The 26,760-nt window shown below is 62.8% G+C and carries 19 protein-coding genes; 6 read left to right on the plus strand and 13 right to left on the minus strand.

The features are described from left to right. Positions 1 to 7 precede the first annotated feature (7 nt). From SKZ59_RS05610 to SKZ59_RS05630, 5 genes are all read left to right on the plus strand, one after another. A complete protein-coding gene (locus tag SKZ59_RS05610; RefSeq protein WP_319991038.1) occupies positions 8 to 7,855 on the plus strand; it encodes a YDG domain-containing protein in 7,848 nt (2,615 codons plus the stop codon). Beyond that, positions 7,824 to 8,567 carry a FecR domain-containing protein gene (locus SKZ59_RS05615; RefSeq protein ID WP_034750469.1) on the plus strand — a complete coding sequence of 248 codons (744 nt, stop codon included), beginning with the start codon at positions 7,824 to 7,826 and terminating at the stop codon, positions 8,565 to 8,567. Before SKZ59_RS05610 ends, SKZ59_RS05615 begins: the two co-directional genes overlap by 32 nt. Positions 8,568 to 8,672: 105 nt before the next feature. Beyond that, positions 8,673 to 11,096 carry a heavy metal translocating P-type ATPase gene (locus SKZ59_RS05620; RefSeq protein ID WP_319991039.1) on the plus strand — a complete coding sequence of 808 codons (2,424 nt, stop codon included), beginning with the start codon at positions 8,673 to 8,675 and terminating at the stop codon, positions 11,094 to 11,096. A 1-nt stretch (position 11,097) separates the two neighbouring features. Beyond that, entirely contained in the window at positions 11,098 to 11,517 is a 420-nt protein-coding gene (gene cueR, locus SKZ59_RS05625; protein WP_034750463.1) for a Cu(I)-responsive transcriptional regulator, read from the plus strand. 21 nt (positions 11,518 to 11,538) lie between these two features. Then, positions 11,539 to 12,261, plus strand: a complete 723-nt coding sequence (locus tag SKZ59_RS05630) for a glutathione S-transferase family protein (protein ID WP_319991040.1) — start codon at positions 11,539 to 11,541, stop codon at positions 12,259 to 12,261. Positions 12,262 to 12,308: 47 nt separating this feature from the next. Here SKZ59_RS05630 and SKZ59_RS05635 read toward each other — a convergent pair whose 3' ends face one another. The 13 genes from SKZ59_RS05635 to SKZ59_RS05695 form a co-directional block, all read right to left on the minus strand. Further along, entirely contained in the window at positions 12,309 to 12,509 is a 201-nt protein-coding gene (locus SKZ59_RS05635; protein WP_034750458.1) for a heavy-metal-associated domain-containing protein, read from the minus strand. A gap of 83 nt (positions 12,510 to 12,592) precedes the next feature. Next, the gene (locus SKZ59_RS05640; RefSeq protein WP_319991041.1) at positions 12,593 to 13,534 is read right to left on the minus strand and encodes a bestrophin family protein; all 942 of its coding nucleotides are present in this window, start codon (positions 13,532 to 13,534) and stop codon (positions 12,593 to 12,595) included. A 265-nt stretch (positions 13,535 to 13,799) separates the two neighbouring features. Beyond that, entirely contained in the window at positions 13,800 to 14,225 is a 426-nt protein-coding gene (yidD, locus tag SKZ59_RS05645) for a membrane protein insertion efficiency factor YidD (protein ID WP_319991042.1), read from the minus strand. A 35-nt stretch (positions 14,226 to 14,260) separates the two neighbouring features. Further along, positions 14,261 to 14,788 carry a site-2 protease family protein gene (locus tag SKZ59_RS05650; RefSeq protein WP_319991043.1) on the minus strand — a complete coding sequence of 176 codons (528 nt, stop codon included), beginning with the start codon at positions 14,786 to 14,788 and terminating at the stop codon, positions 14,261 to 14,263. A 285-nt stretch (positions 14,789 to 15,073) separates the two neighbouring features. Further along, positions 15,074 to 16,888, minus strand: a complete 1,815-nt coding sequence (locus SKZ59_RS05655) for a PhoH family protein (protein WP_072452486.1) — start codon at positions 16,886 to 16,888, stop codon at positions 15,074 to 15,076. 289 nt (positions 16,889 to 17,177) lie between these two features. Continuing rightward, positions 17,178 to 17,648 (minus strand): peroxiredoxin, encoded by a 471-nt coding sequence (locus SKZ59_RS05660; protein ID WP_034750445.1) that lies wholly within the window; start codon positions 17,646 to 17,648, stop codon positions 17,178 to 17,180. 75 nt (positions 17,649 to 17,723) lie between these two features. Beyond that, positions 17,724 to 18,683: a polysaccharide deacetylase family protein gene (locus SKZ59_RS05665; RefSeq protein ID WP_070305177.1), complete on the minus strand. Its 960-nt coding sequence runs from the start codon at positions 18,681 to 18,683 to the stop codon at positions 17,724 to 17,726. Continuing rightward, positions 18,683 to 19,735, minus strand: coding sequence for a bifunctional UDP-4-keto-pentose/UDP-xylose synthase (locus SKZ59_RS05670; RefSeq protein ID WP_034750441.1), 1,053 nt, complete (start codon positions 19,733 to 19,735; stop codon positions 18,683 to 18,685). The genes SKZ59_RS05665 and SKZ59_RS05670 overlap by 1 nt, the downstream gene beginning before the upstream one ends. Before the next feature lie 21 nt (positions 19,736 to 19,756). Continuing rightward, the gene (locus SKZ59_RS05675) at positions 19,757 to 20,674 is read right to left on the minus strand and encodes a formyltransferase (RefSeq protein ID WP_072452490.1); all 918 of its coding nucleotides are present in this window, start codon (positions 20,672 to 20,674) and stop codon (positions 19,757 to 19,759) included. Then, on the minus strand, positions 20,674 to 21,669 hold the full coding sequence (locus tag SKZ59_RS05680) for a glycosyltransferase (RefSeq protein ID WP_319991044.1): 996 nt from the start codon (positions 21,667 to 21,669) through the stop codon (positions 20,674 to 20,676). Before SKZ59_RS05680 ends, SKZ59_RS05675 begins: the two co-directional genes overlap by 1 nt. Before the next feature lie 11 nt (positions 21,670 to 21,680). Then, the gene (locus tag SKZ59_RS05685) at positions 21,681 to 22,817 is read right to left on the minus strand and encodes a DegT/DnrJ/EryC1/StrS family aminotransferase (protein WP_034750435.1); all 1,137 of its coding nucleotides are present in this window, start codon (positions 22,815 to 22,817) and stop codon (positions 21,681 to 21,683) included. A 205-nt stretch (positions 22,818 to 23,022) separates the two neighbouring features. Next, positions 23,023 to 24,696 (minus strand): glycosyltransferase family 39 protein, encoded by a 1,674-nt coding sequence (locus SKZ59_RS05690; protein WP_034750432.1) that lies wholly within the window; start codon positions 24,694 to 24,696, stop codon positions 23,023 to 23,025. Next, positions 24,693 to 25,085 carry an Mth938-like domain-containing protein gene (locus SKZ59_RS05695; protein WP_070305185.1) on the minus strand — a complete coding sequence of 131 codons (393 nt, stop codon included), beginning with the start codon at positions 25,083 to 25,085 and terminating at the stop codon, positions 24,693 to 24,695. Before SKZ59_RS05695 ends, SKZ59_RS05690 begins: the two co-directional genes overlap by 4 nt. A gap of 423 nt (positions 25,086 to 25,508) precedes the next feature. Between SKZ59_RS05695 and SKZ59_RS05700 the strand changes: the two genes are divergently transcribed. Next, on the plus strand, positions 25,509 to 26,738 hold the full coding sequence (locus tag SKZ59_RS05700; protein ID WP_070305187.1) for a pyridoxal phosphate-dependent aminotransferase: 1,230 nt from the start codon (positions 25,509 to 25,511) through the stop codon (positions 26,736 to 26,738). Positions 26,739 to 26,760: the final 22 nt, after the last annotated feature.

The following is a 26,760-nucleotide window of genomic DNA, read 5'->3' on the forward strand; positions in this document are numbered from 1 at the left end:
GAACACCATGCACAACCACGTCCCGCACGCCTCCGCTTTCATCCTGACGCCGCCCTTTGCGCCGCCTTTGCGCCGCACGGCGCTGGCGCTGCTGCTGGCCGGCTGCTTCGGCGCCGCGCAGGCCAACCCCGCCTTGCCGCAGGTGGTCAACGGACAGGCCACGTTCAACCAGCAGGGCAATATCTTCTCGATCACGAACACGCCCAACACCATCATCAACTGGCAGAGCTTTTCCATCCATGCGGGCGAAATCACGCGCTTCATCCAGCAAAACGGCAATAGCGCCGTACTCAACCGCATCACGGGACAAGACCCCAGCAAGATCCTGGGCAGCCTGGAATCGAACGGCAAGGTCTTCCTGATCAACCCGAACGGCATCGTCTTCGGCCAGGGCGCGAAAGTGGACGTGAACGGGCTGGTCGCGTCCAGCCTGGGCATGACGAACGAGGATTTCCTGGCAGGCAAGCGCCAGTTCACGGCCGGCGGCGTGGCCGGCGGCGTCGGCAATGCGGGTACCATCAATGCGGGCAAGGGCGGGCAAGTGCTCCTGATCGCACCGAACGTGGAAAACACGGGCATCATCACGGCGCCAAATGGCGAAGTGATCCTGGCTGCCGGGCGCAGCGTGCAGCTGGCCGACCCCGGTAATCCGCAGCTGCGCGTGCTCGTCTCGGCACCAGGCGACCAGGCGCTGAACCTGGGCCGGATCATCGCCCAGGGCGGCGGCATCGGCATGGCCGGCGCGCTGGTCAGCCAGCGCGGCGTGCTCAACGCCAACAGCGCCGTCGTCGGCGAGAACGGCAGGATCGTGCTCAAGGCCAGCGGCAAGGCGCTGCTCGAAGCGGGCAGCGTCACCAGCGCCACGGGCGCGGCGGGTAAAGGTGGCGACATCCAGGTGCTGGGCGAGCAGGTGGGTTTGCTGGGCAATGCGAAGGTCGATGCCAGCGGCACTGCGGGCGGCGGCACGGTCTTGCTGGGAGGCGACTACCAGGGCAAGAACGCGGCCGTGCAAAATGCGCGGCAAGTACTCGTCGGCAAGGACGCCAGTGTCCATGCCGATGCGATTGACAGCGGCAACGGCGGCAAGGTCATCGCCTGGGGCAATGAATCGGCGCAGGTGCACGGCAGCATTTCCGCACGCGGCGGCGCACAGGGCGGCGACGGCGGCTTCGTGGAAACGTCCGGCCATTACCTGGCCGTCGACGGCGTCCGCGTCAATACGGACGCGGCGCGCGGCAAGCGCGGCAACTGGCTGCTTGACCCGTACGACATCACCGTGGTCTCCGGCGCGGGCGGCCAGCTGACTGACGTCGACCAGTTCGCCGACTCTCCGTCCACCGGCAACACCAGCATTGGCGCCGACCTCATTTCCGACGCCAGCAGCAACGTCAGCTTGCAGGCCCTGCACCGCATCAATTTCAACAGCGCCATCCACATCACGCAGCAAGGCGTGGGCTTGACGGCGCAGGCGGGCGAAATCATCAATGTCAATGCGCCCATCACCACCAGTGGCGGGCATATCACGCTGTCGGCCAACGATGCGGCCGCAGGCATGGCTTATGGCGTCGGGTCGAACGTCAACCTGAATGCGGCGCTTGACAGCGGCAATGGCAACGTACGGCTGTCTGGCGCCGGCGTCACTTTCGGCGTCGGCTCGGTCAATGTCGGCAATGGCAACCTGGTCTTGCGCGCGAATGTTGCCGGTGGTGCCATCGATTTGACGGGCAGCGGCGATCAGCTGCTGGGCAGTGGTGTCACCGGCCAGACGGTGCTGTTGGAGGCGGACAACAGCAGCATCAACGGCGCCATCAATCTTGGCGGCGCTGCGGGCAATGCCGGGGTGACCATGCAGGCGTTCACGGCGGGACGGGAGATCGTGCTGGGCGACAAGCCCGGTAACGGCCTGCGCCTGACAAATGCCGAACTGAACCGCATCGCCGCCGGCAGCGTGCATATCGGCAGCGCCACTGGCGGTGACCTGACGGTGGAGCAGGCGGTCGATCTGGCGACGGTCGCGCCGGGCGGCGGCGTAAAAAACCTGGTGCTCGAAAGCGGCGGCAATGTGCTCGTATCGAACACGCTGGCGTTGCGCCAGGATGGCAGCGGCATTGCCGCCACGGCCGGTGGCCTGCTGTCGGTCGCCAGCGGCGGCGGCCTGTCCGCCGGCGCGGTCAATCTGGTTGCCGACAATATGAGCCTGGGCGGCGGCGCGCAATCGGTAGCGGCCACGGCGGGCGGCACCGTCAGCCTGAGCCGCCGGTCCAGCGTGGGCACCATCACGCTGGGTACGGGGGCGGCGGACAATGCCAGCAGCCTGGGCCTGAGCGAGGCGGAATTGAAAACCATCAGCGCCGGCACGGTGCAGGTGGGCAGCGACAGTTTTGCCGGAGTCGTGAATCTCATCGGCGGGCTGGACCTGGCGTCGCAAGGCGAATTGAACCAGCTTGTGCTGCGCACGGGCGGCAATATCAATCTGAACGCCCCCCTCAGCGTGGCCAGGGGCTTGACCCTTGCTTCCGGCGGCAACATCAGTGCGAGCGGCGCCGTCAGCGTAGGGGGCGACTTCCTGCTCGATGGCGGACGCTGGGTGCAGAACAGCGCCAGCCTGCCCATGTTTTCCGCGCGCGGCTTCGGCATTGCGCAGGGCAGCTTCCTGCGCGCGTCCGGCGGTGACGGCGGCGCGTCCTCGCCCTACCTGATCGCCGATATCTACGGCTTGCAAGGCATCGCCAGCCTGGGGCTGGGCAACAACTATCGCCAGGCCGGCAATATCGATGCCAGCGGCACCGCGAACTGGAACGACGGCCAGGGCTTTGTGCCGATCGCTGGCGGCGGCAGCGGTTTTTCCGGCGTCTTCGATGGCGGCGGATTTACTCTCAGCAATTTGAAAATCGACCGCAGCCTGGCGTCCGGTTCGGCGGCAGGCCTGTTTGGCACCGTGCAGGGCGGCACCTTGCGCAACCTGACTCTGAGCGGCGGCAGCGTCACCGGCACGGCCAACGTGGGCGCGCTGGCGGGCAATGTCGTCAGCGGCACCGTCGATGGCGTGAACAGCAGCATGGCCGTCAGCGGCCAGCGCAATGTCGGCGGTCTGGTGGGCAGCAACGGCGGCGCCATCACCATGTCCAGCAGCAGCGGCGCCGTCACTGGCGTCAATGCCGACAACGGCGGCGCCATCGGCGGCCTGGCGGGATTGAATGCGTCCGTCGCTACCATCGCGACTTCGTACGCCACCGGCGTGGTGATGGGCGCGCGCGAGATGATTGGCGGCCTGGTCGGCAACAACCAGGGTGCGCTGAGCCAGTCTTATGCCACCGGCAATGTCACTGGCGCGCGCAGCATCGGCGGCCTGGTGGGCTTGAACGGCGGCACTATCGACGATGCGTACGCCAGCGGCGCCGTGGGCCGGTCCGGCAGTGCCGACCCCATCCTGGTCAGGGAAAACATGGGCGGGCTCGTTGGTGAAAGCACGGGCAGCGTCAGCCATGTCTTCAGCAGCGGCGCCGTGACCGGTGACGGCTATGCGGCCGTGGGCGCGGTGGCCGGCCGCGTCTCCGCCGGTTCCCCGTTCAGCTATGGTTTTTTCAATTCTGAAACGTCGCTGGTGCAGATCGATGGCGGCGGCTCCAGCGGCCGCAGCACGGCGCAAATGCAGCAGCAGGGCAGCTTCAACGACTACAATTTCAGCAGCGTGTGGCGCATCTACGAAGGCTATACGACGCCGATGCTGAAGGCTTTCCTGAAGCCGCTGCAAGTGAATCTCTCGGGCAATGCCGCGGGCAAGGTCTACGATGGCCAGCTGGCCGCCTTCCTCGGTTCGATTGGCTATGTGGGATTGATCGACGGCGACACGGGCGTGAATGGCAGCCTCGGCTACGGCAACGCGCGCAACGTGGGCAGCTATGCGGCGACGGGCCTGTGGTCGACCAAATACGACATCACCTTGGGCGGCACGACGACCTTTGCCATCACGCCGCGCGCGCTGACGGTGAGCATCGGCGGCAATGGCAAGGTCTATGACGGCACTCTGGGCTACGACGGCGCCAGCTACGTGCTGGGCAATCTGGTGACGGGCGACAATATCAGCGTTAGCGGCAGCGCCGCTTTCCTCGACAAGAATGTGGGCGGCAGCAAGGCCGTGCACGCCAGCGGACTGGCCCTGGTCGGCAATGAACTGGGCAACTACAGCCTGGCCGCGACGACGGCGGACGGCACGGCGGCCATCACGGCGCGCGTCCTGAACTATGGCGTCTCGGGCGCGCAAAACCGCGTCTACGACGGCGGCTTGCAGGCAGCCCTGAATGGCTATTTCGAAGGCCTCGTGACGGGCGACCAAGTCGGCATGGCCGGCTTGCAGGGCAGTTTCCGCGACAAGAATGCGGGTACTGGCAAAGTGGTCGATTATCAGGTGGCAACGGGCCACCTGACGGGCGCCGATGCGGGCAACTACGTGCTCAATGGAAATGCGGGCAGCACCACGGCCGACATCACGGCGCGCACCCTGAACGTGAGTTTTAACGGCGTCAACAAGACGTATGACGGCACGACGGCTGCGCAAGTGAGCTTCGGCGACGACCGCATCCAGGGTGACGCCCTGACGCTGGCGGGCAACGCCGCCTTTGGTAACAAGAATGCAGGTACCGGCAAGGCCGTCACGGTGACGAACGTGGGCGTGAGCGGCACTGACGCGGGCAACTATGTGTTGAACGCCAATGCGGGCAGCACCACGGCCGACATCGCGGCGCGCACCCTGAACGTAAGTTTTAACGGTATCAACAAGACCTACGACGGCACGACCGGTGCGCAAGTGAACTTTGGCGACGACCGCGTGCAGGGAGACGCCTTGAGCGTGAGCGGCAGCGCCGCGTTTGGCAACAAGAATGCGGGTACCGGCAAGGCCATCACTGTGACCAACGTGGGCGTGAGCGGTACCGACGCAGGCAACTATGTGCTGGGCAGCAATGCTGGCAGCACCACGGCCGACATCACAGCGCGCACCTTGAACGTAAGTTTTAACGGCATCAACAAGACCTACGACGGCACGACCGGTGCGCAAGTGAACTTTGGCGACGACCGCGTGCAGGGCGATGCCCTGAGCGTGGCGGGCAGCGCCGCTTTTGGTAACAAGAACGCGGGTACTGGCAAGACCGTCACGGTGACGAACGTGGGCGTGAGCGGTACTGACGCGGGCAACTATGTGTTGAACGCCAATGCGGGCAACACCACGGCCGACATCACGGCACGTACCCTGAACGTGAGTTTTAACGGCATTAACAAGACGTATGACGGCACGACGGCTGCACAAGTGAACTTTGGCGACGACCGCGTGCAAGGCGATACTCTGGCGGTGGCGGGCAATGCGGCCTTTGGCAACAAGAATGCAGGTACCGGCAAAGCCGTCACGGTGACGAACGTGGGCGTGAGCGGCACTGACGCGGGCAACTATGTGCTGGGTACCAACAGCGGCAGCACCACGGCCGACATCACGACGCGTACCCTGAACGTGAGCTTTAACGGCGTCAACAAGACGTATGACGGTACGACAGTGGCACAGGTCGGCTTTGGCGACGACCGCATCCAGGGCGACGCCTTGAGCGTGAGCGGCAGCGCCGCGTTTGGCAACAAGAATGCAGGTACCGGCAAAGCCGTCGCGGTGACGAACGTGGGCGTGAGCGGCACTGACGCGGGCAACTATGTGTTGAACGCCAATGCGGGCAGCACCACGGCCGACATCGCGGCGCGTACCCTGAACGTGAGTTTTAACGGCATCAACAAGACCTACGACGGCACGACCGGTGCGCAAGTGAGCTTTGGCGACGACCGCGTGCAGGGCGATGTCCTGACGCTGGCGGGCAATGCCGCGTTTGGCAATAAGAACGCGGGTACCGGCAAAGCCGTCACGGTGACGAACGTGGGCGTGAGCGGCGGCGATGCGGGCAACTACGTGCTGGGCAGCAATGCTGGCAGCACCACGGCCGATATCGGCGCGCGGGCGCTGAACCTGTCCGGCGTGGCGGGCAACAAGGTCTACGATGGCACGACGGGTGCGCAGCTGAGTCTGGGCGATGACCGTGTCGCCGGCGACAGTTTAATAGCCTCGGCCATAGCCACCTTTGCGGACAAGAACGTGGGTACGGCCAAGGCGGTGCAGCTCAGTGGCGTGGCATTGACGGGTGCCGATGCGGGCAATTACTTTATCGTCTTGCCGACGGGCTTGCTGGCCAGCATCACGCCCGCCAGCCTGACCCTGGCAGGCTTGAACGCGGCCAGCAAGGTATATGACGGCACGACGTCCGCCACTGTCAGCGCGTCGGCGAACGGCGTGCTGGGCCAGGACCTGGTCAGCGTCGTAGGCGGCAGTGGCAGCTTTGCGGACAAGAACGCGGGCGCAGGCAAGTTGGTGGCGGCCAGCGGTTTCCGCCTGGCGGGCGCCGATGCGGGCAACTACACCCTGGAAACGACGGGCGGCACGGCGCAGGCATCGATTGCGCAAAAACAATTGTCCACCTGGGTCGGCAGCGGCAACGGCTTGTGGAGCGATGCGGCCAACTGGGACGGCGGCGTCGTGCCGGAAGGCGCGAACGTGCTGGCTGTCGATTTTACAAACAGCAAGGGCATCGTCACCTACAACGCGGCGGCCGGCAACACCACCCTGAAAAACCTGAACTCGGCGACGGGCTTGCTGTTGACGGGCGGCAGCCTGACCCTCGGCGAGAGCACGCTGGACCGCTCCGTGCTGGGCGGCCTGACCGGCCTGGAAATCAACGGCGGCAGCTTGTTGCTGAACGGCAGCCTGTCGGCGGACCGCTATGCGCAAGGTGGCGGCGTGCTGAGCGGCAATGGCAATCTGCTCGTCGCCAACAGTTTTAATCAGACTGCCGGCGCCATCCGGCTGGCAGGCCAGCTGGCCATTACGCAAGCGGCTGGCGACTTGCGCTTCGCCAGCGTGGCGGCGAACGACGTAAAGCTGAGCGCCTTGACCGGCGCCATCGGCCAGGATGGCGCGCTGCTCGCCGGTAGCCTGGTTGCGCAGGCACGCGATGGCATCGTGCTGGGCAATGCGGGCAACCAGGTAAGCAGTTTTACCGCCAGCAATAGCGCAGCGGGCGGCATTGCGCTGAACAATACCTCGGCGCCGGGCACCTTGACCTTGGGAACGCTCGTCACGGGCGCGGGCAATATCGCCATCGACAACACGGGCGGCGTCGCCGCTGGCAATATCAATGCGAATGGCGGCAACGTCAGCGTGACGGCGCACAGCCCCGTCACCGTCAACGGCAAGATCACGGGCAATGATATCGCGCTCAATGCCAGCACGGACGTGCTGCTCGGCGATGGCGCGCAGTTGGCTGCCGCGCGCGATATCAGCCTGGTGGCTGGCGGAGACATCCGTGTCGGAGGCAATGCGAATATCGCCAGCGGCGGCAATTTCAGCGCCAGCGCGGGCGCCAGTGTGCGCTTTGCGGACACGGCAAGTTTTTCCTTGCCGGCAACGGGCAGCATGAGCGTGCTGGCGAAAACAGGCAGCATCACGGGCGACGCGGGCGTGCGCGTCAACCGCCAGCGCAGCGGCGTGACCCTGCTGGCGCCGAATGGCGCGGTGAGCATGGCGGATGCCATCTTCCTGCCAGCGACGACCATCGACAAACCCGTGATCGACGCCGCCACGAACGCCGCCATCGACGACGCCTTGCGCATCATCAAGCAGGCCGACCGTGCCAATGATGTGCTCGTGTCGACGCCGCCAGCCAAGCCGGACGACAAGAAGAAAGACAGCAAGGATGTTGCCGATGCCACAGATAAACCTACAGGATACAAATTCGATGATGCCGCTAAAAAAATGTACTGCAATTAAGGCCTTGCTGTGGCTGGCCCTGATGTGCGTGGGCGCGCACGCCTGGGCGGGGCAGGTGGCCGGTACCGTCATGCAATTGAGTGGTCCGCTGATGGCCAAGAAGATGGACGGCAAGGTGAAAATCCTGGCCATCAAGTCCGAGGTCGAGCAGGGTGACACCTTGCTGACGGAAAAGGAAACCTATGCCTTGATCAAGCTGATCGACAATAGCGAAATCATCCTGAAACCGAATACCAGTTTCGTGATCGAGCAATTCAGCTACACGGCCGAGCAGCCTGATGGCGACCATGCCATCTTCAGCTTGCTCAAGGGCGGCTTGCGCTCCGTCACAGGCCTGCTGGGCAAGCGCAACAAGGAGCGCTTCGAGATGAAGACGCCGGCGGCCACCATCGGTATCCGTGGCACCACCTTCATTGCCAGCTACGTGCCGCCGGCGGCACCTGGCGGGGCAGCGGCGCCCAAGGCTGGCCTGCCAGGATTGTATGTGCAGGTGCTCGATGGCATGATTCATGTGACCAATCCTGCGGGCACGCTCAACTTTGCCCCGGGCCAGTTCGGTTTTACGCCCAACTTCCAGCAGCCGCCCACGCTGCTGCCCGTCAATCCTGGCATAAAGTTCACGCCACCAGCTGCCTTTGTGCCATCGTCGTTGAGCGGCGGCGGTCCCGCCGGCGGCAGCAAGCCTGCCGCCATCGATTGCGTGGTGCGCTAAGTTTTTCACGCAAGCCCGGGAAACCCATGAAAATAGGGCTTGACCTTCCCATCGTTGGATAGCAGATCCTGACCTTATTCGTTAATCTTTCGGACAGGACCTGCCATGAACCAGAGTGCACTCGCTCCCGCCACTTCCCCTCCCGCCGCCGCGCATGCGCAGGCGCTGGCCATCGAAGGCATGAGCTGCGCCTCATGCGTGGGCCGCGTGGAAAAGGCCCTGGCCGCCGTGCCCGGCGTGACCCAGGCCAGCGTCAACCTGGCCACCGAAGTGGCCAAAATCAGTTCCGACACGCCGATTCCACTGGCCACCTTGCAGGCAGCCGTGGAAAAGGCCGGCTATAGCGTGGCGCAGCGCGAAATCGACCTGAACGTCGCCGGCATGACGTGCGCCTCTTGCGTGGGCCGGGTGGAAAAAGCCCTGCTGAAGGTGCCTGGCGTGCTGGGCGCCAGCGTCAACCTGGCGACGGAAAGCGCTCGCATCAAGGTGACGGGCGGCCTGGAAGCGGGCACCCTGATCGCCGCCATCGACAAGGCCGGCTATGCAGCCACCGTGCCCGCCGCCAGCCAGGCCAGCGCGCCCGCTGCCGCACCCAACCGCGACGGCATGAAAGTGGCGTTCGCGGCCGTGCTGGCTTTCCCCTTGATGCTGCCGATGCTGCTCGAATGGGCCGGCATCCATCTGATGCTGCCAGGCTGGCTGCAATTCGCGCTGGCCACGCCCGTGCAGTTTTACTTTGGCGCGCGCTTCTACAAGGCCGGCTGGAAGGCGGCGCGCGCCGGCAGCGGCAATATGGATCTGCTCGTCGCGCTGGGGACGAGCGCCGCGTATGGCTTGTCCGTCTACCAATGGCTGACGGCGGGCGAAATACTGCCGCACTTGTACTTTGAAGCATCGGCCGTCGTCATCACTTTGGTGTTGTTGGGCAAATGGCTGGAAAGCCGCGCCAAGCGCCAGACGGCTTCCGCCATCCGCGCGCTGCAAGTCCTGCGTCCGGAATCGGCCCGCGTGCGCCGCGACGGCATCGAGATCGACTTGCCCGTGGAACAAGTAAAAGTGGGCGACCTGGTGGTCATCCGTCCCGGCGAGCGGGTGGCCGTCGATGGCGTGGTGGTGGAAGGCGCCAGCCAGATCAACGAGTCGCTGATCACGGGCGAAAGCTTGCCGGTCGATAAGCATCCAGGCGACAAGGTCACGGGCGGCGCCATCAATGCCGATGGTTTATTGCTGGTGCGCACGCAAGCGGTGGGTGGCGAGACGACCTTGTCGCGCATCATCCGCCTGGTGGAAGATGCCCAGGCGGCCAAGGCGCCGATCCAGCATCTGGTCGACAAGGTCAGCGCAATCTTCGTGCCCGTGGTGCTGGTGCTGGCGCTGCTGACCATGCTGGGCTGGTGGTTCGCCACCGGTGAGCTGGAGAATGCCATCATCAATGCCGTGGCCGTGCTGGTCATCGCCTGTCCCTGCGCGCTGGGCCTGGCCACGCCGACGGCCATCATGGCCGGCACGGGCGTGGCTGCCCGCTACGGCATCCTGATCAAGGATGCGGAAGCGCTGGAAGTGGCGCACGCCGTCAATACCGTCGTGTTCGACAAGACGGGCACCCTGACAGTGGGCAAACCTGCGCTGGCGGCCCTGCATGCGCACGGCATCGACGATGGACGGCTGTTGCAGCTGGCGGCCAGCATCCAGCGTGGCAGCGAGCACAGCCTGGCGACGGCCGTGCTGGACGCGGCTGCCGCGCGCCACATCGAACCGTTGCCAGCCACGGGACTGTCGGCCTTGCCGGGCCGCGGCCTGGCGGCCCACGTCGATGGCCTGGAATTGAAATTGGGCAGCACGCGGTTGATGCAGGAGTTGAACGTGGACATGGCGCCGCTGGCGGCACAAGCCTTGTCGCTGGAAAACACGGGCAACACGATCTCGTGGCTGGCCTCGGGAACGGAACTGTTGGGTCTGTTCGCCTTTTCCGACCAGGTCAAGCCGAACGCGCAGGCGGCCATCGCCCATCTGCACAGCCTCGGCATCCAGACGGTGATGTTGACAGGAGATAATCAGGGTAGCGCGGACGCCGTCGGCAAGCTGCTGGGCATCGACACGGTGGCGGCGAAAATGCTGCCGGCCGATAAAACCGCTAAAATCGTCGCGTTGAAAGGCGAGGGCGCGAAGGTGGCTATGGTGGGCGACGGCATCAACGACGCGCCCGCGCTGGCGGCCGCCGACGTGGGCATCGCCATGTCGACGGGCACGGACGTGGCCATGCATGCGGCCGGCATCACCCTGATGCGCGGCGATCCGGCCCTGGTGGCGGATGCCATCGATATCTCGCGCCGCACGTACAGCAAGATACGGCAGAATCTGTTCTGGGCCTTCATTTATAACCTGATCGGCATTCCGCTGGCCGCCTTCGGCCTGCTCAACCCCATGGTGGCGGGCGCGGCGATGGCCTTCAGTTCGGTCAGCGTGATCAGCAATGCCCTGTTGCTGCGCCGCTGGAAAGCCCGCAGTGCGCATACCAAGGAGTCATAGGATGAATATCGGCCAGGCGGCAAGCGAGACGGGCGTATCGGCAAAAATGATACGCTACTATGAAAGCATTACTTTGTTAAAACCCAGCGCGCGCAGCGACGCCGGTTACCGCATCTACACGCCGAACGACTTGCACGCGCTGCGTTTCATCAAGCGCGGGCGGGGCCTGGGCTTTTCGCTCGAGCAGATCCGCGAGTTGCTGTCGCTGTGGCAAAACGACCAGCGCGCCAGCGCGGACGTGAAAGGCATCGCCCTGGCCCACGTGGCGGACTTGAATCAGCGGATCGCCGAACTGACGGAAATGCGCGATACCCTGGCCCACCTGGCGCAATCGTGCCACGGCGACGACAAGCCTGATTGCCCCATCCTGCAAAGCCTGGGGCTGGCCGGCGACAAGGAAGCGAAAGCATGTTGCCCTTGATGTAAGTCAACGGAGGTGCATATGGCGTATGAACTGTACTACTGGCCCACGATACAGGGGCGTGGCGAATTCATTCGGCTGGCCCTGGAAGAGGCGGGCGCCGAGTACCACGACATCGCCCGTTTGCCTGAGCGCAAGGGGCAAGGCGTTCCCGCCATGCTGGCCTGCCTCGACGGCGGCAGCACGCCACAGGCCGCCTACGCGCCGCCCGTGCTGCGCGATGGCGAGATGCTGATCGGCCAGACGACGAATATCCTGTTCTATCTGGGCCGGCGCCTGGGGCTGGCGCCGCGCGCGGAAAGCGGCCGTTTGTGGCTGAACCAGTTGCAGCTGACGATGGCCGACTGGCTGACGGAAGTGCACGACACGCACCATCCACTGTCGATGAATCAATATTACGAAGAGCAAAAGCAGGCGGCCATGCTGCGCAGCGCGGATTTCCGCCAAACACGTTTACCCAAGTTTCTCGATTATTTCACGCAAGTGTTGCTGAACAGCCGCGGCCAGTATCTGGTGGGCGCCAGGCTCACGTATGGCGACCTGTCGCTGTTCCAGATGCTGGCCGGTTTGCATTATGCATTTCCGCAAGCCATGGCGCGTCTGACGCCTGAATATCCTGCCTTGTCCGACTTGCACGATGCTGTGGCGGCGCGGCCAAACATCGCCCGCTACCTGAAGTCGAAGCGCAGAATCGCCTTCAATGAGGACGGCATCTTCCGCCATTATCCCGAACTGGACGGATAAAAAAACAGCCGGCGCAAAGGCCGGCTGTCGTGACGCTGCTGTGGCTGTTATTGCGCGCTGGTGACGGGAAATCCCGCCTCCACGATGGCCGCGCTGATGGCGCCCAGTTCGGCGGGCGATTCCACCGTGACGCGCTTGCTGGCCAGGTCGATCTGCACCTGGGCTTGCGGATCGATGGCTTGCACCGCTTTCGTGACCGAGCCGACGCAATGGCCGCAGCTCATGTTTTCAACTTGTAACTGATACATGGCAAGCACTCCTTCAATGGTTAAGTGTGTCCACTGTAAGCCTTACCCCTATGGTAAGGTCAAGGGGAAAGCTGCCCTACGGATCAATTCAGCAGGAAATCGACGGCTTGCATGGGCGGCGGCACCTTGTCGTCCTGCACGGATTCGCGCAAGCTGATGTCGATGGCGCGGCACATGGCCGACAGCGGCAGATCGTTGGCATCCTCGCCGAACGGTTCCTCGATCTCGTCACCCAGCGCGTCGAGGCCAAAGAAGGTGTAGGCGACGATGGCGACGACGAACGGCGTCATGAATCCGAGCGAATCGACGAGGCCGAAGGGCAGCAGGAAACAGTACAGATACGCCGTGCGGTGCAGCAGCAGCGAATACGAGAACGGGATCGGCGTGCTGCGGATGCGTTCGCACGAAGCGCCGGCCGCCACCATGGCCGAGACCGTGTTATCGATCTGCGTGGCCAGGATGCTGTCGATGCGGCCCTGCCGGACGCAGTCGGCCAGGTCGTGGCCCATCTGCAGCATCAGGTAGTCGGACGGGTTCGCCGCCTTGCAGGCCGAGTCCCATTCGGCCGGGCGCAGCAGCGGCTGCAAGTCGGTCGGCCCGCGCGTGTCGCGCAGCTGGTGGCGCAAGGCGTGGCAAAAGGCGATGGTGCGGTAAATCATGCGCACGCGCACGTCTTCCAGGCCCAGCCTGGCGTGGGCCGGCGTGTCGCCGCGTATCATCGTCTGGCACTGGCGCGAGAAATTACGGCTGCGCAAGACCAGTTCGCCCCACAGCTTGCGCGCTTCCCAGTAGCGGTCGTAGGCGGCCGTGTTGCGAAAGCCCAGGAAGATGGCCAGCGGCAAGCCGATCAGGGTAAACGGGATGGTGGTGAGGATCACCTTGTGGTCGAACAGGGTGCCGTGGCACCAGGTGACGAGGGTGGCGATCAGGGTGTTGACGATCAGCGTGGTGCGGATGCGCGGCAGGACGGAACCGCGTACCACGAGGAACAGCCGCAGCGCCGATGGACGCTCGCGCACGATCATGTTGTGCTCCCCGTTTGGGAGCGGGCTGGCGGGGAACGGCGCGCCCGGTGATGATTAAAAGGGGTAAGACGGAATGGCAATGGCCGGGAACAAAAAGCCCGCGATGTATGCGGGCTGAGCAGGGTGTGCATGGGAAGCAGAGTAGCGGAGACGGCTTGAGTATAGGCCGCCGCTCCGCTTCAAGCCAATTCACAGTGATAATGGGCATCATTCATTTTATGAATGAATATTTCATTTGTAATTTAAATTCACATAACTACTGAAATTACTGTTTCTTTTTCCGTCGGGGCCAGTCGCAATCGAGCAAGTCGCATGGGTTGCAGGAACAATGGTGGCAGTCCGGCGACGGGATGTCGCAATCGCAAAAGCCTGCCTGGGCCAGATGTCTGCCGCTGCGTCGTGCCTGCGGATGCAGCGCGAGGTGCTGGCGATGCCGTTCGCCGCAGGCGCGCAAGCGGCGTTGCAACAGGGGCAGGCCCGTGCGCAAGCCATGACGTTCAATCACCCGGTAGCCATAGGCGGAGCAGCTGTCGCGCCCCGTCAGCACGCGGTAGGCGCAGGAAAAACCCTTCCATGGGGACAGGTAGCGCTGGTAGGCGCGAATGGCCCACAGGGCCAGGCGCTTGCCGCAAGTGTCGAATGAGAAAATGCCAGCTCCTTTGCCGGGGGCGTCAAGACGGTGTGCGAGCATACGACAAGTGTCCAAAAAATAATAGCGTCAGCGGCCTAGGCAGCCATGATTTTCCAGCCATACCAGCCGAACGCCGCCACCCACGCCAGCAAGATCGCCAGCCCCGGCAGCAATAACCACTTCGCCACAGACTCTTCCCACGCCACATACGGCTTGCCGCCGCGCGCGATGGCCAGCAGCGCCTGGCCCCCGTTCAAGCCGGCAAACGGCAGCAGGTTGAACGCGCACAGTTTCAATGAGAACAGGGCGAACACGAGCGCAAAGCCGTGCGTGCGGGCAAAGCTTTCTCCATCACCCAGCAATGCCTGCGCCGCCGACAACGGCGCCAGCGCACCGTGGATGATTTGTCCGAAGGTAGCGACAAAGCGCTCCCAGCCCGAGGCTCCCAGGATGCCCAGCGACAAGGCCAGCAGCACTCCCACTCCGCTCAATGGCAGCAGCACCTGCTTCCACAGCGGCTGGAAGTTATAGGCGTCCAGGCAGCGATCATCGTCATACAAGGTTTCCTCGCGCGTATCCTTCAGCACCACATTGCCGCCCAGGGGCAGCAGCTTGACGTGCACTTCCCCCCCAGGTCAGCAAAGTCGGGCCCACGCCATAGCTGACGCTGCGCACGGTGATGCCGAATGCGCGGGCGCACGCGGCCATGATGGAAATGTGGATGAGCATGAAAAGGACGAAGCAGAGCAGCAACTGGAGGGCGGGGTGCATCGGATAGGGTGTCCTGAATGAAAGGAGCGGTATTAGAACATACCGTCAAGAAAAGTTGCGCACATGAAAAAAGCCCCGGTCGCATCGCTGCAGCCGGGGCTTCGAATGACTGGGCAGCTTGCGCCGCCCGCTATCACTTACAGCACTTCGCTGGCGTGGTCGGCCAGGCGCGAGCGCTCGCCGCGGGCCAGGGTGACGTGGCCGCTGTGGGTCCAGCCCTTGAAGCGGTCGACCACATAGGTCAGGCCGCTCGATCCTTCCGTCAGGTATGGCGTGTCGATCTGTGCGATGTTGCCCAGGCACAGGATCTTCGTGCCGGGACCGGCGCGCGTGACCAGGGTCTTGACTTGCTTCGGCGTCAAGTTCTGCGCTTCATCGATGATGAGGAACTTGTTGACGAACGTGCGGCCGCGCATGAAGTTGAGCGACTTGATCTTGATGCGCGAGCGGATCAGGTCTTGCGTTGCCGCACGGCCCCATTCACCGCCATCGGAGTCGGACTTGTTCAGCACTTCCAGGTTGTCGTCGAAAGCGCCCATCCATGGCGACATCTTTTCTTCTTCCGTGCCTGGCAGGAAACCGATGTCTTCGCCCACCGGCACCGTGACGCGGGTGACGATGATTTCATTGTAGAGCTTGGTTTCCAGCACTTGCGCCAGGCCGGCGGCCAGGGCCAGCAGGGTCTTGCCGGTACCGGCCTGGCCCAGCAGGGTGACGAAGTCGCATTCCGGATTCATCAGCAAGTTCAGCGCGAAGTTCTGTTCGCGGTTGCGCGCCGTCACGCCCCACACATTGTTCTTTGTGTGGCTGAAGTCGCGCAGGGTTTGCAGCACGGCCGTCTTGCCGTTGATCTGTTTCACCTGGCCATAGAACGGCGTTTCGCCGTTTTTCGGTTCCAGATAGATAAACTGGTTGACCAGCAAGGAAGGAATGAACGGGCCCGTCACGCGGTAGAACGTGGAGCTGTAGCCGTTCTTGCTTTCCTGCCACGATTCCATGTCCTTGCCATGCTTGTTCCAGAAGTCGTCCGGCAATTGCACGATGCCCGAATACAGCAAGTCCGTGTCTTCCAGCACATGGTCGTTGAAGTAATCTTCGGCCGGCAAGCCCAGGGCGCGCGCCTTGATGCGCATGTTGATGTCTTTCGACACCAAGACGACAGGGCGGCCTTCCTGTTCCGATTCCAGCGAGCGCACGACGGCGAGGATCTGGTTGTCGGCCTTGCCCACTGGCAAGCCAGCCGGCAAATCGGCGCTTTGCAAGCGCGTCTGGAAGAACAGGCGGCCCTTGGCGTCCTTGTTGCCCAGCTTGGACAGCAAGATGCCGTGTTCGATGGCGTCGTCGTCCGTGTTGCTGATCAGGGCGTCCAAGGTGCGCGAGACCTGGCGTGCATTGCGCGCCACTTCCGTCATGCCCTTTTTATGGTTGTCCAGCTCTTCCAGGGTCATCATCGGCAGGTACACGTCGTGTTCCTCGAAGCGGAACAGCGACGATGGATCATGCATCAGCACGTTCGTGTCGAGCACGAACAGCTTGCTGATGCCGCGCTGGTCGGCGGCGCGGCTGGCGGACGACTTGAGCTGCACTTCCACAGGCTTGTGCTTGGCCGGATGCGGTTGCTCGGCTTGCTTGACGGGCTTGATCGGCGTGACCTTGCCTTTTGCCGCCGGCTTGGCTTTCGCTGCGGGCGCAGCAACGGCGGCAGGCGTGGCCGCAACAGGCGCAGGTGCAGGCGCTGCTGGCTTGGCGACCATCAGGGCCGCCACTTGCTTGATCTTCGTGGCCGCATTGCGGACCGGTTTGGCAACTTCGGCGATCGCCGCTTCAATGATCGGTGCAGCCACTTTCTTGGCTGCCGGGGTTTTGGTGGCCGGGCGCGCTGCGCCTGCGGTTGGGTAATCTTGGGTGGCCAGGATGGTGGCTGGCTTGCTCGGTAATTTTGGCAGTGGCATCAGGATCTCAATCAAAAAATTTCTGGAATGAATCTCCCATGGGCAGCCAGCTTCTGGCGGCACTTCTCATGGGGGGATGCGAGGGGAACAACAATGCTACAGGACGAGAAACTGCCGGAAGGCCGGCAGCATGGCCGGTCATGGACGCCATCGGCGGGCTGCTGACCCGCCTGGCGGAGTGGATGGAGGCGCTTCGTTGACTCAAAATGGCGATAGGTACCGTGAACTGAACTGCGGTTGAACCAGGCTCGCTGGAAGCCGACAACACGCATTGGATCAACATGGACGATCAATTCAGATGCGCTACGAATTCCAGCACTTCTTCCACGTGAGTTGCGACCTTCACGCCTCTCCATTCTTTCACCAATCGGCCCTGGGCGTCAATCACAAACGTACTGCGCTCGACGCCGCGGACCGTCTTGCCGTACATCTGTTTCATCTTCATGACGTTAAACAGCAGGCAAACGGCTTCGTCGGGGTCGGAAATGAGCTCGAATGGCAGCTCGAGCTTGGCCTTGAAGCTTTCGTGCGAGCGCAGGGAATCGCGGCTGATGCCGTAGATTTCCACGCCGGCAGCGACGAATTGCGGATACGCATCACGGAAAGCGATGTTTTCCGTGGTGCAGCCAGGGGTATTGTCCTTCGGATAGAAAAACAGCACGGTGGCCTTGGCCGGGCGGCCCAGCAACTGAAAGGTTTTGCCGCTGGTCATGGCGGCGCTAAAGTCGGGTATGCTAACGAGGGATTGGCTATCAGCCACAGGTTCTCTCCTGAACGGTGATCATCAGCGCTGGTTTTTAATCTGGCAACGCATCCAGGTGCAACAATACAGCATTCAGGCCGCTTTGCCCTGCACAATCAGGCGTCCCGAACGCCCGGGCAACTCATCCCAGGTGATGGGGCAAACGGGCAAGTCCGCATCTTTTATCTTTTCATAGTAATCGCCCATCGCTGCAAACCGGTAGCCCTGGGCTTTCCAGCCAGCCAGCAGTTGTTCGAAAATGGGGGCGAGTTTCTGTCCTTCAAGTTCCGCATGCAAGGTATACACGTGATCGCGGGGATTATCCGCTGTCAGCGACAATATATGCGCGGCAACATTGCCGGTGGTGATCAGTTTGCCGTCGATTTCACAACCCAGCAGTTCGTCCAAGGTGGGCAGCGTGGTCGGCAGTTGCACGCATTGCAGGATGGTGTTGCCGTTGCGCACGCGGTGCGGGCCTTGCGACGGCTGCGCCATGGCGCCGCGCGCGTCGAGCATGGCGCGGCCATCGGAGGCAAAGCGGTAGCCGGCCGTGTCGTGCTCGACAAAGGCGCTGACGTTCATTTGCCAGCCGGCCGCGCCGTGCGTGTGCGGCTTGGTGCCAAACACCTGTTCGTAGCGGTTGGCGGCCTTGCGCATCATGTTGATGGTCCAGGCGGCGTTGCGCTTGGCCACGTTGTCTTGCCACAGGGTGTGATCCCATGTGTGGATGCCGCACTCGAAACCGGCATCGCGCACGGCGCGCAATTGCGCCGCGCATTGCTTGCCGATATCGGGTCCCGGCAGCAAGGTGCCGTACATCAATGTTTTCAAGCCGTAGTGCTCGACTACCGACGTGCGCGACACCTTGCTGAAAAAGCCGGGCCGCAAGGCGCGCCGCAAGGCCCAGCCCGTGTGGTCTGGGCCCAGCGAGAACAGAAAGGTGGCCTTGGCCTGGTGCGCGGCCAGTATGCGCACCAGATTGCCCATGCCTTCACGGGTGCCGCGATAGGTATCGACGTCGATTTTCAGGGTCAGGAACGGCTTGCTCAACATTAATCCATCAGGGCTTTGGCTTGGGCTACCTGGCTGCGGTAGGCGTCGAAAATATTGCGCAGGGAATCGGCCATGGTGGTGGTCGGTGCCCAGCCCAGCTCTTCGCAGGTATTCGTGATTTTCGGCACGCGGTTTTGCACGTCCTGGTAGCCGGCACCGTAGTAGGCGCCCGAAGTCGTTTCCACGATGTTCACGTGTTTCGCGCCTTCGGCGTATTCCGGGTACTCGGCGGCCAGGGTCAGCATCATGCCGGCCAGGTCGCGGATCGAATAGTTATTGGTCGGATTGCCAATGTTGTAGATCTTGCCGCTGGCGATGCCGTTCTTGTTGGCGATGATGCGCATCAGCGCATCGATGCCGTCGTCGATGTAGGTGAACGCGCGTTTTTGCGCGCCGCCGTCGACCAGCGAGATGTTTTCGCCGCGCACGATATGGCCGAAGAATTGCGTCACCACGCGCGATGAGCCTTCTTTTGGCGTGTGGATCGAGTCCAGGCCCGCGCCGATCCAGTTGAATGGACGGAACAGGGTGAAGTTCAAGCCTTCCATGCCGTAGCCCCAGATCACGCGGTCCATCAGCTGCTTGGCGTTCGAATAGATCCAGCGCGGCTTGTTGATCGGGCCGCAGATCAGTTCCGAGTTTTCCGGATCGAATTCCTCGTCATGGCACATGCCATACACTTCCGAGGTCGACGGGAAGACCAAGTGCTTGCCGTACTTGGCGGCCGAGCGGACGATAGGCAGGTTGGCTTCGAAGTCCAGTTCGAAGACGCGCAGCGGCTGCTTGACATAGGTCGATGGCGTGGCGATGGCCACCAGCGGCAGGATCACGTCGCACTTCTTGACGTGGTACTCGACCCATTCCTTGTTGATCGTGATGTCGCCTTCGAAGAAGTGCATGCGCGACTTGTAGTTGTCATCTTCCAGCAATTCCGTGATGCGGTCCGTGTTCATGTCCATGCCGTAGACATGCCAGTCGGTGGTTTCCAGGATGCGCTTGGACAGGTGGTGGCCGATGAAGCCGTTGACGCCTAAGATGAGGACTTTTTTCATGTGAGATTCTCTTGTGTGATATCAGTGTGTGCTGACGCGGGTGGTCAGACTTGCTTGCAATTGCTGAGCCGAAACCGGCTCCCCGGCAGCCCTCAGCGCGGAAATGGCCAGCATGTGGCCGTCTCCGCAGACGCCAAAGATGCAATTATCCACTACGGCCAAGCCCGGTGGCAAACTTCCTGCTGAATGCTTGCTTAAACGGGCTGTTTCGATGGTGTAAATAACATTGTTGACTTCGGTGAACGCGCCGGGATAGGGCGGCGCGACGGCCCGGTGCAGGTTGTAGACCTGCTGCGCCGGTAACTTCCAGTCGATGCGGCCGTCTTCCGGCGTACGTCCGCCAAAGTAGCCGCCCTGGCGCAAATCGTTGAGCTGGCGCGGCGCCGTGCCGTCCAGCAAGGCCGGCAGCACGTTCCACAAGGTTTGCTCCGCCGCCACGGTGACCTTGCCGAAGACTTCGAAGGCCGTGTCGTCGGGCAGGATGGGCACGGCCGTTTGCGCGACGATGGCGCCGGCATCGGGCTTGACCGTCATTTCATGCAGGGTGGCGCCCGTTTGCGGGGCGCCATGCAGCACGGCCCAGTTGACGGGCGCGCGGCCGCGGAACTGCGGTAGCAGCGAACCGTGCATATTGTAGGCGGGCGCGACTTCCAGGATGCTGGCCGGCAGCATGTGGCGGTAGTAAAAGCTGAACAGCATGTCCGGTGTTGCCCCCCGCACCTGCGCCAGCAGCTCGGGCGCGCGCGCGTCCGAGGGCGTGATGTAGGGGATGCCTTCAGCCTGGCACAGGCTGGCGACGGATTCGAACCACAGGTTTTCCGTGGGGCTGTCTTCGTGTGTGACGACGAGGGCGATATCGACGCCGCCGGCCAGCAGCACCTTGATGCAGCGCACGCCCACATTGTGGTAGCCGAAGACGACGGCGCGCGGGGCGCCCATCAGCGGCCCACCTGGCGTTTTTCCAGGCGCACGTGCGATGGCGCCTCGGCTTCCGCCTGGGCCATGCCGTCTTGCAAGATGGTTTGCACCACGTAGCGGGGACGGGCCCGCACTTGCTGGAAGATGCGTCCCACGTATTCGCCCACGAGGCCGATGCCGAACAGGATCACGCCCATCAGGAAGAAGGCGATGGCGAACAGGGTGAACACGCCCTGCGCCTCGGCGCCGAACAGGAAGCGGCGCGCCAGCAGATAGATCACCAGCACGGCCGAGCTGAATGACAGCAGCATGCCCAGCATCGAAAAGATTTGCAGGGGTATCAGCGAAAAGCCCGTGACCAGGTCGAAATTGAGGCGGATCAGACTGTACAGCGAATATTTCGACTCGCCGGCGGCCCGTTCCTCGTGCTCGACGGTGATTTCCGTGGGCTTGCGGGCAAACGTGTAGGCCAGGGCGGGCACGAAGGTATTGACTTCGGCGCACTGGTTGACCAGGTCGATCACGTTGCGGCCGTAGGCGCGCAGCATGTTGCCCTGGTCCGTGATCTTGATGTTGGTGATGCGCTCGCGCAGCCGGTTCATCATCTTCGAGGCCAAGGTGCGCCAGGCGGAATCTTGCCGCTTGCGCCGGATCGAACCCACGTAATCGTAGCCTTCGCGCATCTTCGCCACGAGGTTGCCGATTTCTTCGGGCGGGTTCTGCAGGTCGGCGTCGAGCGTGACCATGATCTGCCCGCGCGACGCTTCAAAACCGGCCAGGATGGCCATGTGCTGGCCATAATTACCGTTGAACAGGACCACGCGCGTGACGTCGGGGCGCTGGCGGAACTGTTCCGCCAGGATGGCCACCGAATTGTCGCGGCTGCCATCGTTGATGAAGATGATCTCGTAGCTCGTCTGCAGGGCATCGAGGGCCGGATACAGGCGGGCGAACAGGCTGGCCAGGCCATCCTGCTCGTTGTAGATCGGAATGATAACGGACAGTTCAGGTTTCATCGGCGCGCTGCTCATTTGATGAGAATGGATTTGACGGTGGCGACGGCGCGTTCCACATCCTGTGTCGTCATGGCGTAGAACATCGGCAAGGTCACGGTCAGGCGGCCGATCTTTTCCGAGACAGGGAACATGCCCTCGGTAAAGCCGCGTTCGCGGTACATGGTAAACAGGTGGATCGGTGCGTAATGATAGCCCGTTCCCACGTTTTGTTGTGCCATTTGCTGCATGAAGGCGGCGCGCGTGCCGGGGCCGTTATCGGGCAGGATAATCTGGAACAGGTGCCAGTTGCTGTTTTCAAAATCCTGCACGGGCAGCTGGGCACCGCTCTGCGCTTCGAAGTCGCTGCCGAATTGCTCAAAGTAATGGCGCGCCAGCGCGCGGCGGTGGGCCGTGATGGCGTCGATATTGGCGAACTGGCCCAGGCCGATGGCGGCCATGATGTCGCTCATGTTGTATTTGCCGCCCAGCACGTCGACATCGATGCCATCGACGCCGCTGCGCGTCACGCCCTGCAGCCGGTATTTCTCGGCCAGCTTGGCTTCTTCCAGGTTGTTCAGGACGAGGCAGCCGCCTTCGCCCGTGGTGATGTTCTTGTTGGCCTGGAAGCTGAACGAGACGAAGTCGCCAAACGCGCCGATGCGCTTGCCCTTCCACGTGGAGCCGAACGCTTGCGCCGCGTCTTCCACGACCCGCAGATTGTATTTTTCAGCAATCGCGTACAGGCGGTCCATGTCGACGGGCAAGCCGGACAGGTAGACGGGGATGATGGCTTTCGTACGCGCGGTGATGGCCGCTTCCAGTTTGTCGAGGTCGATATTGCGCGTGACGGGATCGATGTCGGCAAACACGGGCGTGGCGCCCACTTCGATGATGACGTTGGCCGTCGCTACCCACGACACGGGCGTGGTGATGACTTCGTCGCCGGGGCCGATGCCGGCGATGCGCAGCGCGATTTCCATGGTGCACGTGCCCGAATTGAAGGTGCGCACGGGACGCCCGCCGAAATACTCGGACAGCTGGGCTTCGAAGGCCTGCACTTTCGGGCCGCTGGTGATCCAGCCCGAGCGCAGCACTTCGCCGACGGCGGCGATGGTCGCTTCGTCGATGGTGGGTTTGGAAAATGGCAAAAAGGGCAGGGTAGAGGTCATGGGGTGCGGCTCTTGGGTCGGTATGGTGTCAGGGTATCGGTGTCGCCAAGGCTGCCGTGCGCTCAAACGCGGCCGGCAGGCATGGCTATTTTATATCGTCAGTATGGCGGCGCAGCCGGTTCAGCAGTGAAAAATCCTGCCGCTGCGGGGGCGGGGCAAGCTGGCCGGGGGCGCGATCCATGCTGCCTCGCGCCCCAGTTAAACACTATTTGTTGGCAATGACCATGCGGCGCGCATCCTCGGCGATAACACGCATGGGCACGCCACGTTGTTGCAATTCCTTGTAACGGTTCAGGCTGATAATGGCCATGTCGCGCACGCCGGCGTTGGCATCGTTCGTCCATTGCGTGATGAAAGTCTCGATGCTCGGGATGGACAATTCCGGCTGCTGTTTCAGGCCAAACGTGAACTCATCCCAGTAATCGACGAGGATCACGGGCCGCTGCAGGTAATACGTCAGCGACTGTTCATAGATGCCGACCGAATAGAGCTTGGTATCGGCCGTCAGTTCGGCCTGGATCTGCGGCAGCATGTCGGTGCCCGCGCGGTTCTGGCCATACAGTTCGGAGCCGGCCAGGATGCAGTGCGTGGCCAGGAAACCGGCGCCGGCAATCGTCAGCACCGTCATGTCGCGGCGCAGCTGGCGCGCATGCAGCAGGGCCAGGGCGCCGCCGGCCAGGGCGAAGAAGCCGGCCGCCATCAGCCAGGGCTGGTAGCCCTTGAGCGCGACCAGGGCATCCGCGTCGCGTGCGCTGGCTTTGCTGAAGGCGATCGGACCGCCGATCAGGATGGCCGCGCCCAGTACGCACAGCAGGCCGGCGGCGAACAGGCGTTGGCGGCGCGATGCCGATTCCAGGTAGAGCGCCACCAGCAAGGCCAGCGCCGGGAAGATGGGCACGATATAGCCGGGCAGTTTCGAGGTCGAATAGCTGAAGAAGAAGAAAATGAAGACGGCCCAGATCAGCAGCATCAAACGGGGCTGGAAGGCCCCTTCCTGGCGCTTGAAAGCGGCGGCCAGGCTTTGCGGCAGTACGCCTATCCATGGCAGGATGCCGGGAATGAGCAGCACGAGGAAGTAGTACCAGGCGCCTTCGCGCTTGTGGCCCTTCATCAGGAAGCGCTGGAAATGCTCGTGGATGAAGAAGAAATGCGGCTGTTCCGGATTGCGCAGGGCGACCAGCACGAACCATGGCGTGGCGATGGCAAAGAACACCAGCAGGCCCTTGACCAGGTGCAGGCGCGTCCAGATGCGCCAGTCGCGCGCGCACAGCGAATACAGCACCAGCACGGCTCCCGGCAGCACGATGCCGATCAGGCCCTTGGCCAGCACGGCCAGCGCCATGGCGGCCCAGCAAGCCAGCATCCAGTTGCGCCGCTCGATCGCCGTGGCGTCGTCGCGCTGGGCGATCAGCAGGCTGCCCATGGTGAGGGTCATCATGCCCGACAGGCCCATGTCCAGCGAATTGATCTGGCCTGAAGCGAGCCAGAACAGGCTCGACGCCAGCACCAGGCCCGCATACAGGCCCACGCGCGGGCCGAACACTTTCTTGCCCGCGTAGGCTGTCATGCACACGCCGATGATGCCGCACAGGCCAGTCCACAGGCGTGCCTGCCACTCGCCCAGGCCGAAGGCGGCGAAGGTCAGCGCATTCATCCACGTTTGCAGCGGCGGTTTTTCAAAGTACTTGATGCCGTTCAGGCGCGTGGTGATCCAGTCGCCCGTGACGAACATTTCGCGCGCCATCTCGGCGTAGCGGCCCTCGTCGGGCGGCACCAGGGTGCGCACGCCCAGCGCATACAGGGTGACGACGATGAAGATGCCCAGCAGGGACCACATCAGCACTCGCGACGAGTGCAGTTCGTTGACATTGATTTTCATGCGGCCTTGCCTGCGGCCGGGGCCAGGATCAGGGCCAGCGTGACTTTGCGGCCTTCGCCCATGAGGATATTGTAGGTGCGGCAGGCGGCCTGGCTATCCATGCATTCGACGCCGATGCGGCGCATGGTCAGCGCGGCCGTCAGTTTCGGATGCACGAAGCGCTGGCGTTCGCCCGTGCCGAGGATGACCACGTCGGGAGAGTCGGCCAGGATTTGCGCGAAATGCGCCTCGGTCAATTCTTCGAAACTGGTGACTTCCCACGCGCGTGGCGGCGTTTCCGGCATGACGATCAGGCTGTAGTTGTACGGCTGGGCATTGATCTCGACGCCGTTTTCGTCATAGCCGGTGACAGTCTGGTATTGTTGGGTGCTGCTGGCGTGGAGTTTCATGGCGATATCGGGGCTGGTCGTGTCGGTTGATCGGTACGCGCGCGGCCAAACTGGGCGCCGCGGCCAAGGGCGTAAGCATGCCATAAATGACAGAAAAGAGCGACTGAAAAGCAACATCCTTTCCAGATTGCAATGTTCGGCGCCACAGTGGCGCTGCATGCTTGCGCCATGGTAATGCTGCAAGATTAAGGGAAGATGAAGATGGCGCCCGCCCGATTGTCGTCCGGATGCGCCAACGTGGCAGAATCGGCGTCAAATGCTGCGGTTCGCCATGTTTAATTTGATAAAATGCCCTGTTTTCGGCGAGAATGGTTGTTTTCGCCTTGCAGTCTTTCGCATCGCAGTTTCACGGGTTCATAGTTCTGGCGCGGCGGCCACGCTGCAAGTTCTGGTCACCGCGCCGCATCACGACAGGGATTTATTTTGCGACCGATTCAGAAATCGAATAAATTGGCGGACGTCTGCTACGACATCCGCGGCCCGGTCCTGGAAAAATCCAGGCAAATGGAAGAAGAAGGCCACAAGATCACCAAGCTCAATATCGGCAACCTGGCCGTATTCGGCTTCGATCCGCCCGACGAGATCGTGCGCGACATGATGCTCAATCTGCAGAATGCGGCCGGCTATACGGATTCGAAAGGCATGTTCGCGCCGCGCAAGGCCGTCATGCACTACACGCAGGGCAAGAATATCGCCGGCGTGACCATCGATGACATTTACCTGGGCAATGGCGCTTCCGAACTGATCGTCATGTCGATGAACGCCCTGCTCAACAGTGGCGACGAAGTGCTGGTGCCGGCGCCCGACTACCCGCTGTGGACGGCGGCCGTCAGCCTGTCGGGCGGTAATCCCGTGCACTATGTGTGCGACGAGCAGAACGAGTGGTACCCCGACATCGACGACATGCGCCGCAAGATCACGCCGCAAACGAAAGCCATCGTCGTCATCAACCCGAACAACCCCACGGGCGCGCTGTATCCGGTTTCCGTGCTGCTGCAGATCGTCGAACTGGCGCGCCAGCACCAATTGATCATTTTCGCCGACGAGATCTACGACAAGGTGCTGTACGACGAAGCCGAGCACGTGTCGATCGCCTCGCTGGCCGACGACGTGCTGTTCATCACCATGAACGGCCTGTCGAAGAATTACCGCTCCTGCGGCTACCGCTCCGGCTGGATGGTGGTCTCGGGCGAAAAGCGCCACGCAAAAGATTACATCGAGGGCCTCAACATGCTGGCCTCGATGCGGCTATGCGCCAACGCGCCGGGGCAGTTTGCCATCCAGACGGCGCTTGGCGGCTACCAGAGCATACAAGACCTGGTGGGGCCCGGCGGGCGCCTGTTGAAACAGCGCGATCTGGCGCACAAGCTGCTGACCGATATTCCGGGCGTCACCTGTGTCAAGCCGAAGGCCGCGCTGTACATGTTCCCGCGCCTGGATCCGGAGATCTACCCGATCGCCGACGACCAGCAGTTTGCTTATGAATTACTGGCCGAAGCGAAGGTCCTGATCGTGCAGGGCACGGGCTTCAACTGGATCGCGCCCGATCATTTCCGCGTCGTCTTCCTGCCGAACTCCGATGACCTGACCGAGGCCATGGGACGCATTGCGCGCTTCCTCGAAGGTTACCGCAAGCGTCACGGCCGGGGCTGAACCAGCCAGCAGCAATCTCGAT

This window comes from Janthinobacterium sp. GMG2, from assembly GCF_033949445.1.
GTDB classification, from domain to species: Bacteria; Pseudomonadota; Gammaproteobacteria; order Burkholderiales; family Burkholderiaceae_D; genus Janthinobacterium; species Janthinobacterium aestuarii.

Coding starts and splice junctions, on each gene's coding strand:
- SKZ59_RS05610 (WP_319991038.1), top strand. CDS start 8: ATGCACAACCACGTCCCGCACGCCTCCGCTTTCATCCTGACGCCGCCC.
- SKZ59_RS05615 (WP_034750469.1), top strand. CDS start 7,824: ATGATGCCGCTAAAAAAATGTACTGCAATTAAGGCCTTGCTGTGGCTG.
- SKZ59_RS05620 (WP_319991039.1), top strand. CDS start 8,673: ATGAACCAGAGTGCACTCGCTCCCGCCACTTCCCCTCCCGCCGCCGCG.
- cueR (WP_034750463.1), top strand. CDS start 11,098: ATGAATATCGGCCAGGCGGCAAGCGAGACGGGCGTATCGGCAAAAATG.
- SKZ59_RS05630 (WP_319991040.1), top strand. CDS start 11,539: ATGGCGTATGAACTGTACTACTGGCCCACGATACAGGGGCGTGGCGAA.
- SKZ59_RS05635 (WP_034750458.1), bottom strand. CDS start 12,509: ATGTATCAGTTACAAGTTGAAAACATGAGCTGCGGCCATTGCGTCGGC.
- SKZ59_RS05640 (WP_319991041.1), bottom strand. CDS start 13,534: ATGATCGTGCGCGAGCGTCCATCGGCGCTGCGGCTGTTCCTCGTGGTA.
- yidD (WP_319991042.1), bottom strand. CDS start 14,225: ATGCTCGCACACCGTCTTGACGCCCCCGGCAAAGGAGCTGGCATTTTC.
- SKZ59_RS05655 (WP_072452486.1), bottom strand. CDS start 16,888: ATGCCACTGCCAAAATTACCGAGCAAGCCAGCCACCATCCTGGCCACC.
- SKZ59_RS05665 (WP_070305177.1), bottom strand. CDS start 18,683: ATGTTGAGCAAGCCGTTCCTGACCCTGAAAATCGACGTCGATACCTAT.
- SKZ59_RS05670 (WP_034750441.1), bottom strand. CDS start 19,735: ATGAAAAAAGTCCTCATCTTAGGCGTCAACGGCTTCATCGGCCACCAC.
- SKZ59_RS05675 (WP_072452490.1), bottom strand. CDS start 20,674: ATGGGCGCCCCGCGCGCCGTCGTCTTCGGCTACCACAATGTGGGCGTG.
- SKZ59_RS05680 (WP_319991044.1), bottom strand. CDS start 21,669: ATGAAACCTGAACTGTCCGTTATCATTCCGATCTACAACGAGCAGGAT.
- SKZ59_RS05685 (WP_034750435.1), bottom strand. CDS start 22,817: ATGACCTCTACCCTGCCCTTTTTGCCATTTTCCAAACCCACCATCGAC.
- SKZ59_RS05690 (WP_034750432.1), bottom strand. CDS start 24,696: ATGAAAATCAATGTCAACGAACTGCACTCGTCGCGAGTGCTGATGTGG.
- SKZ59_RS05695 (WP_070305185.1), bottom strand. CDS start 25,085: ATGAAACTCCACGCCAGCAGCACCCAACAATACCAGACTGTCACCGGC.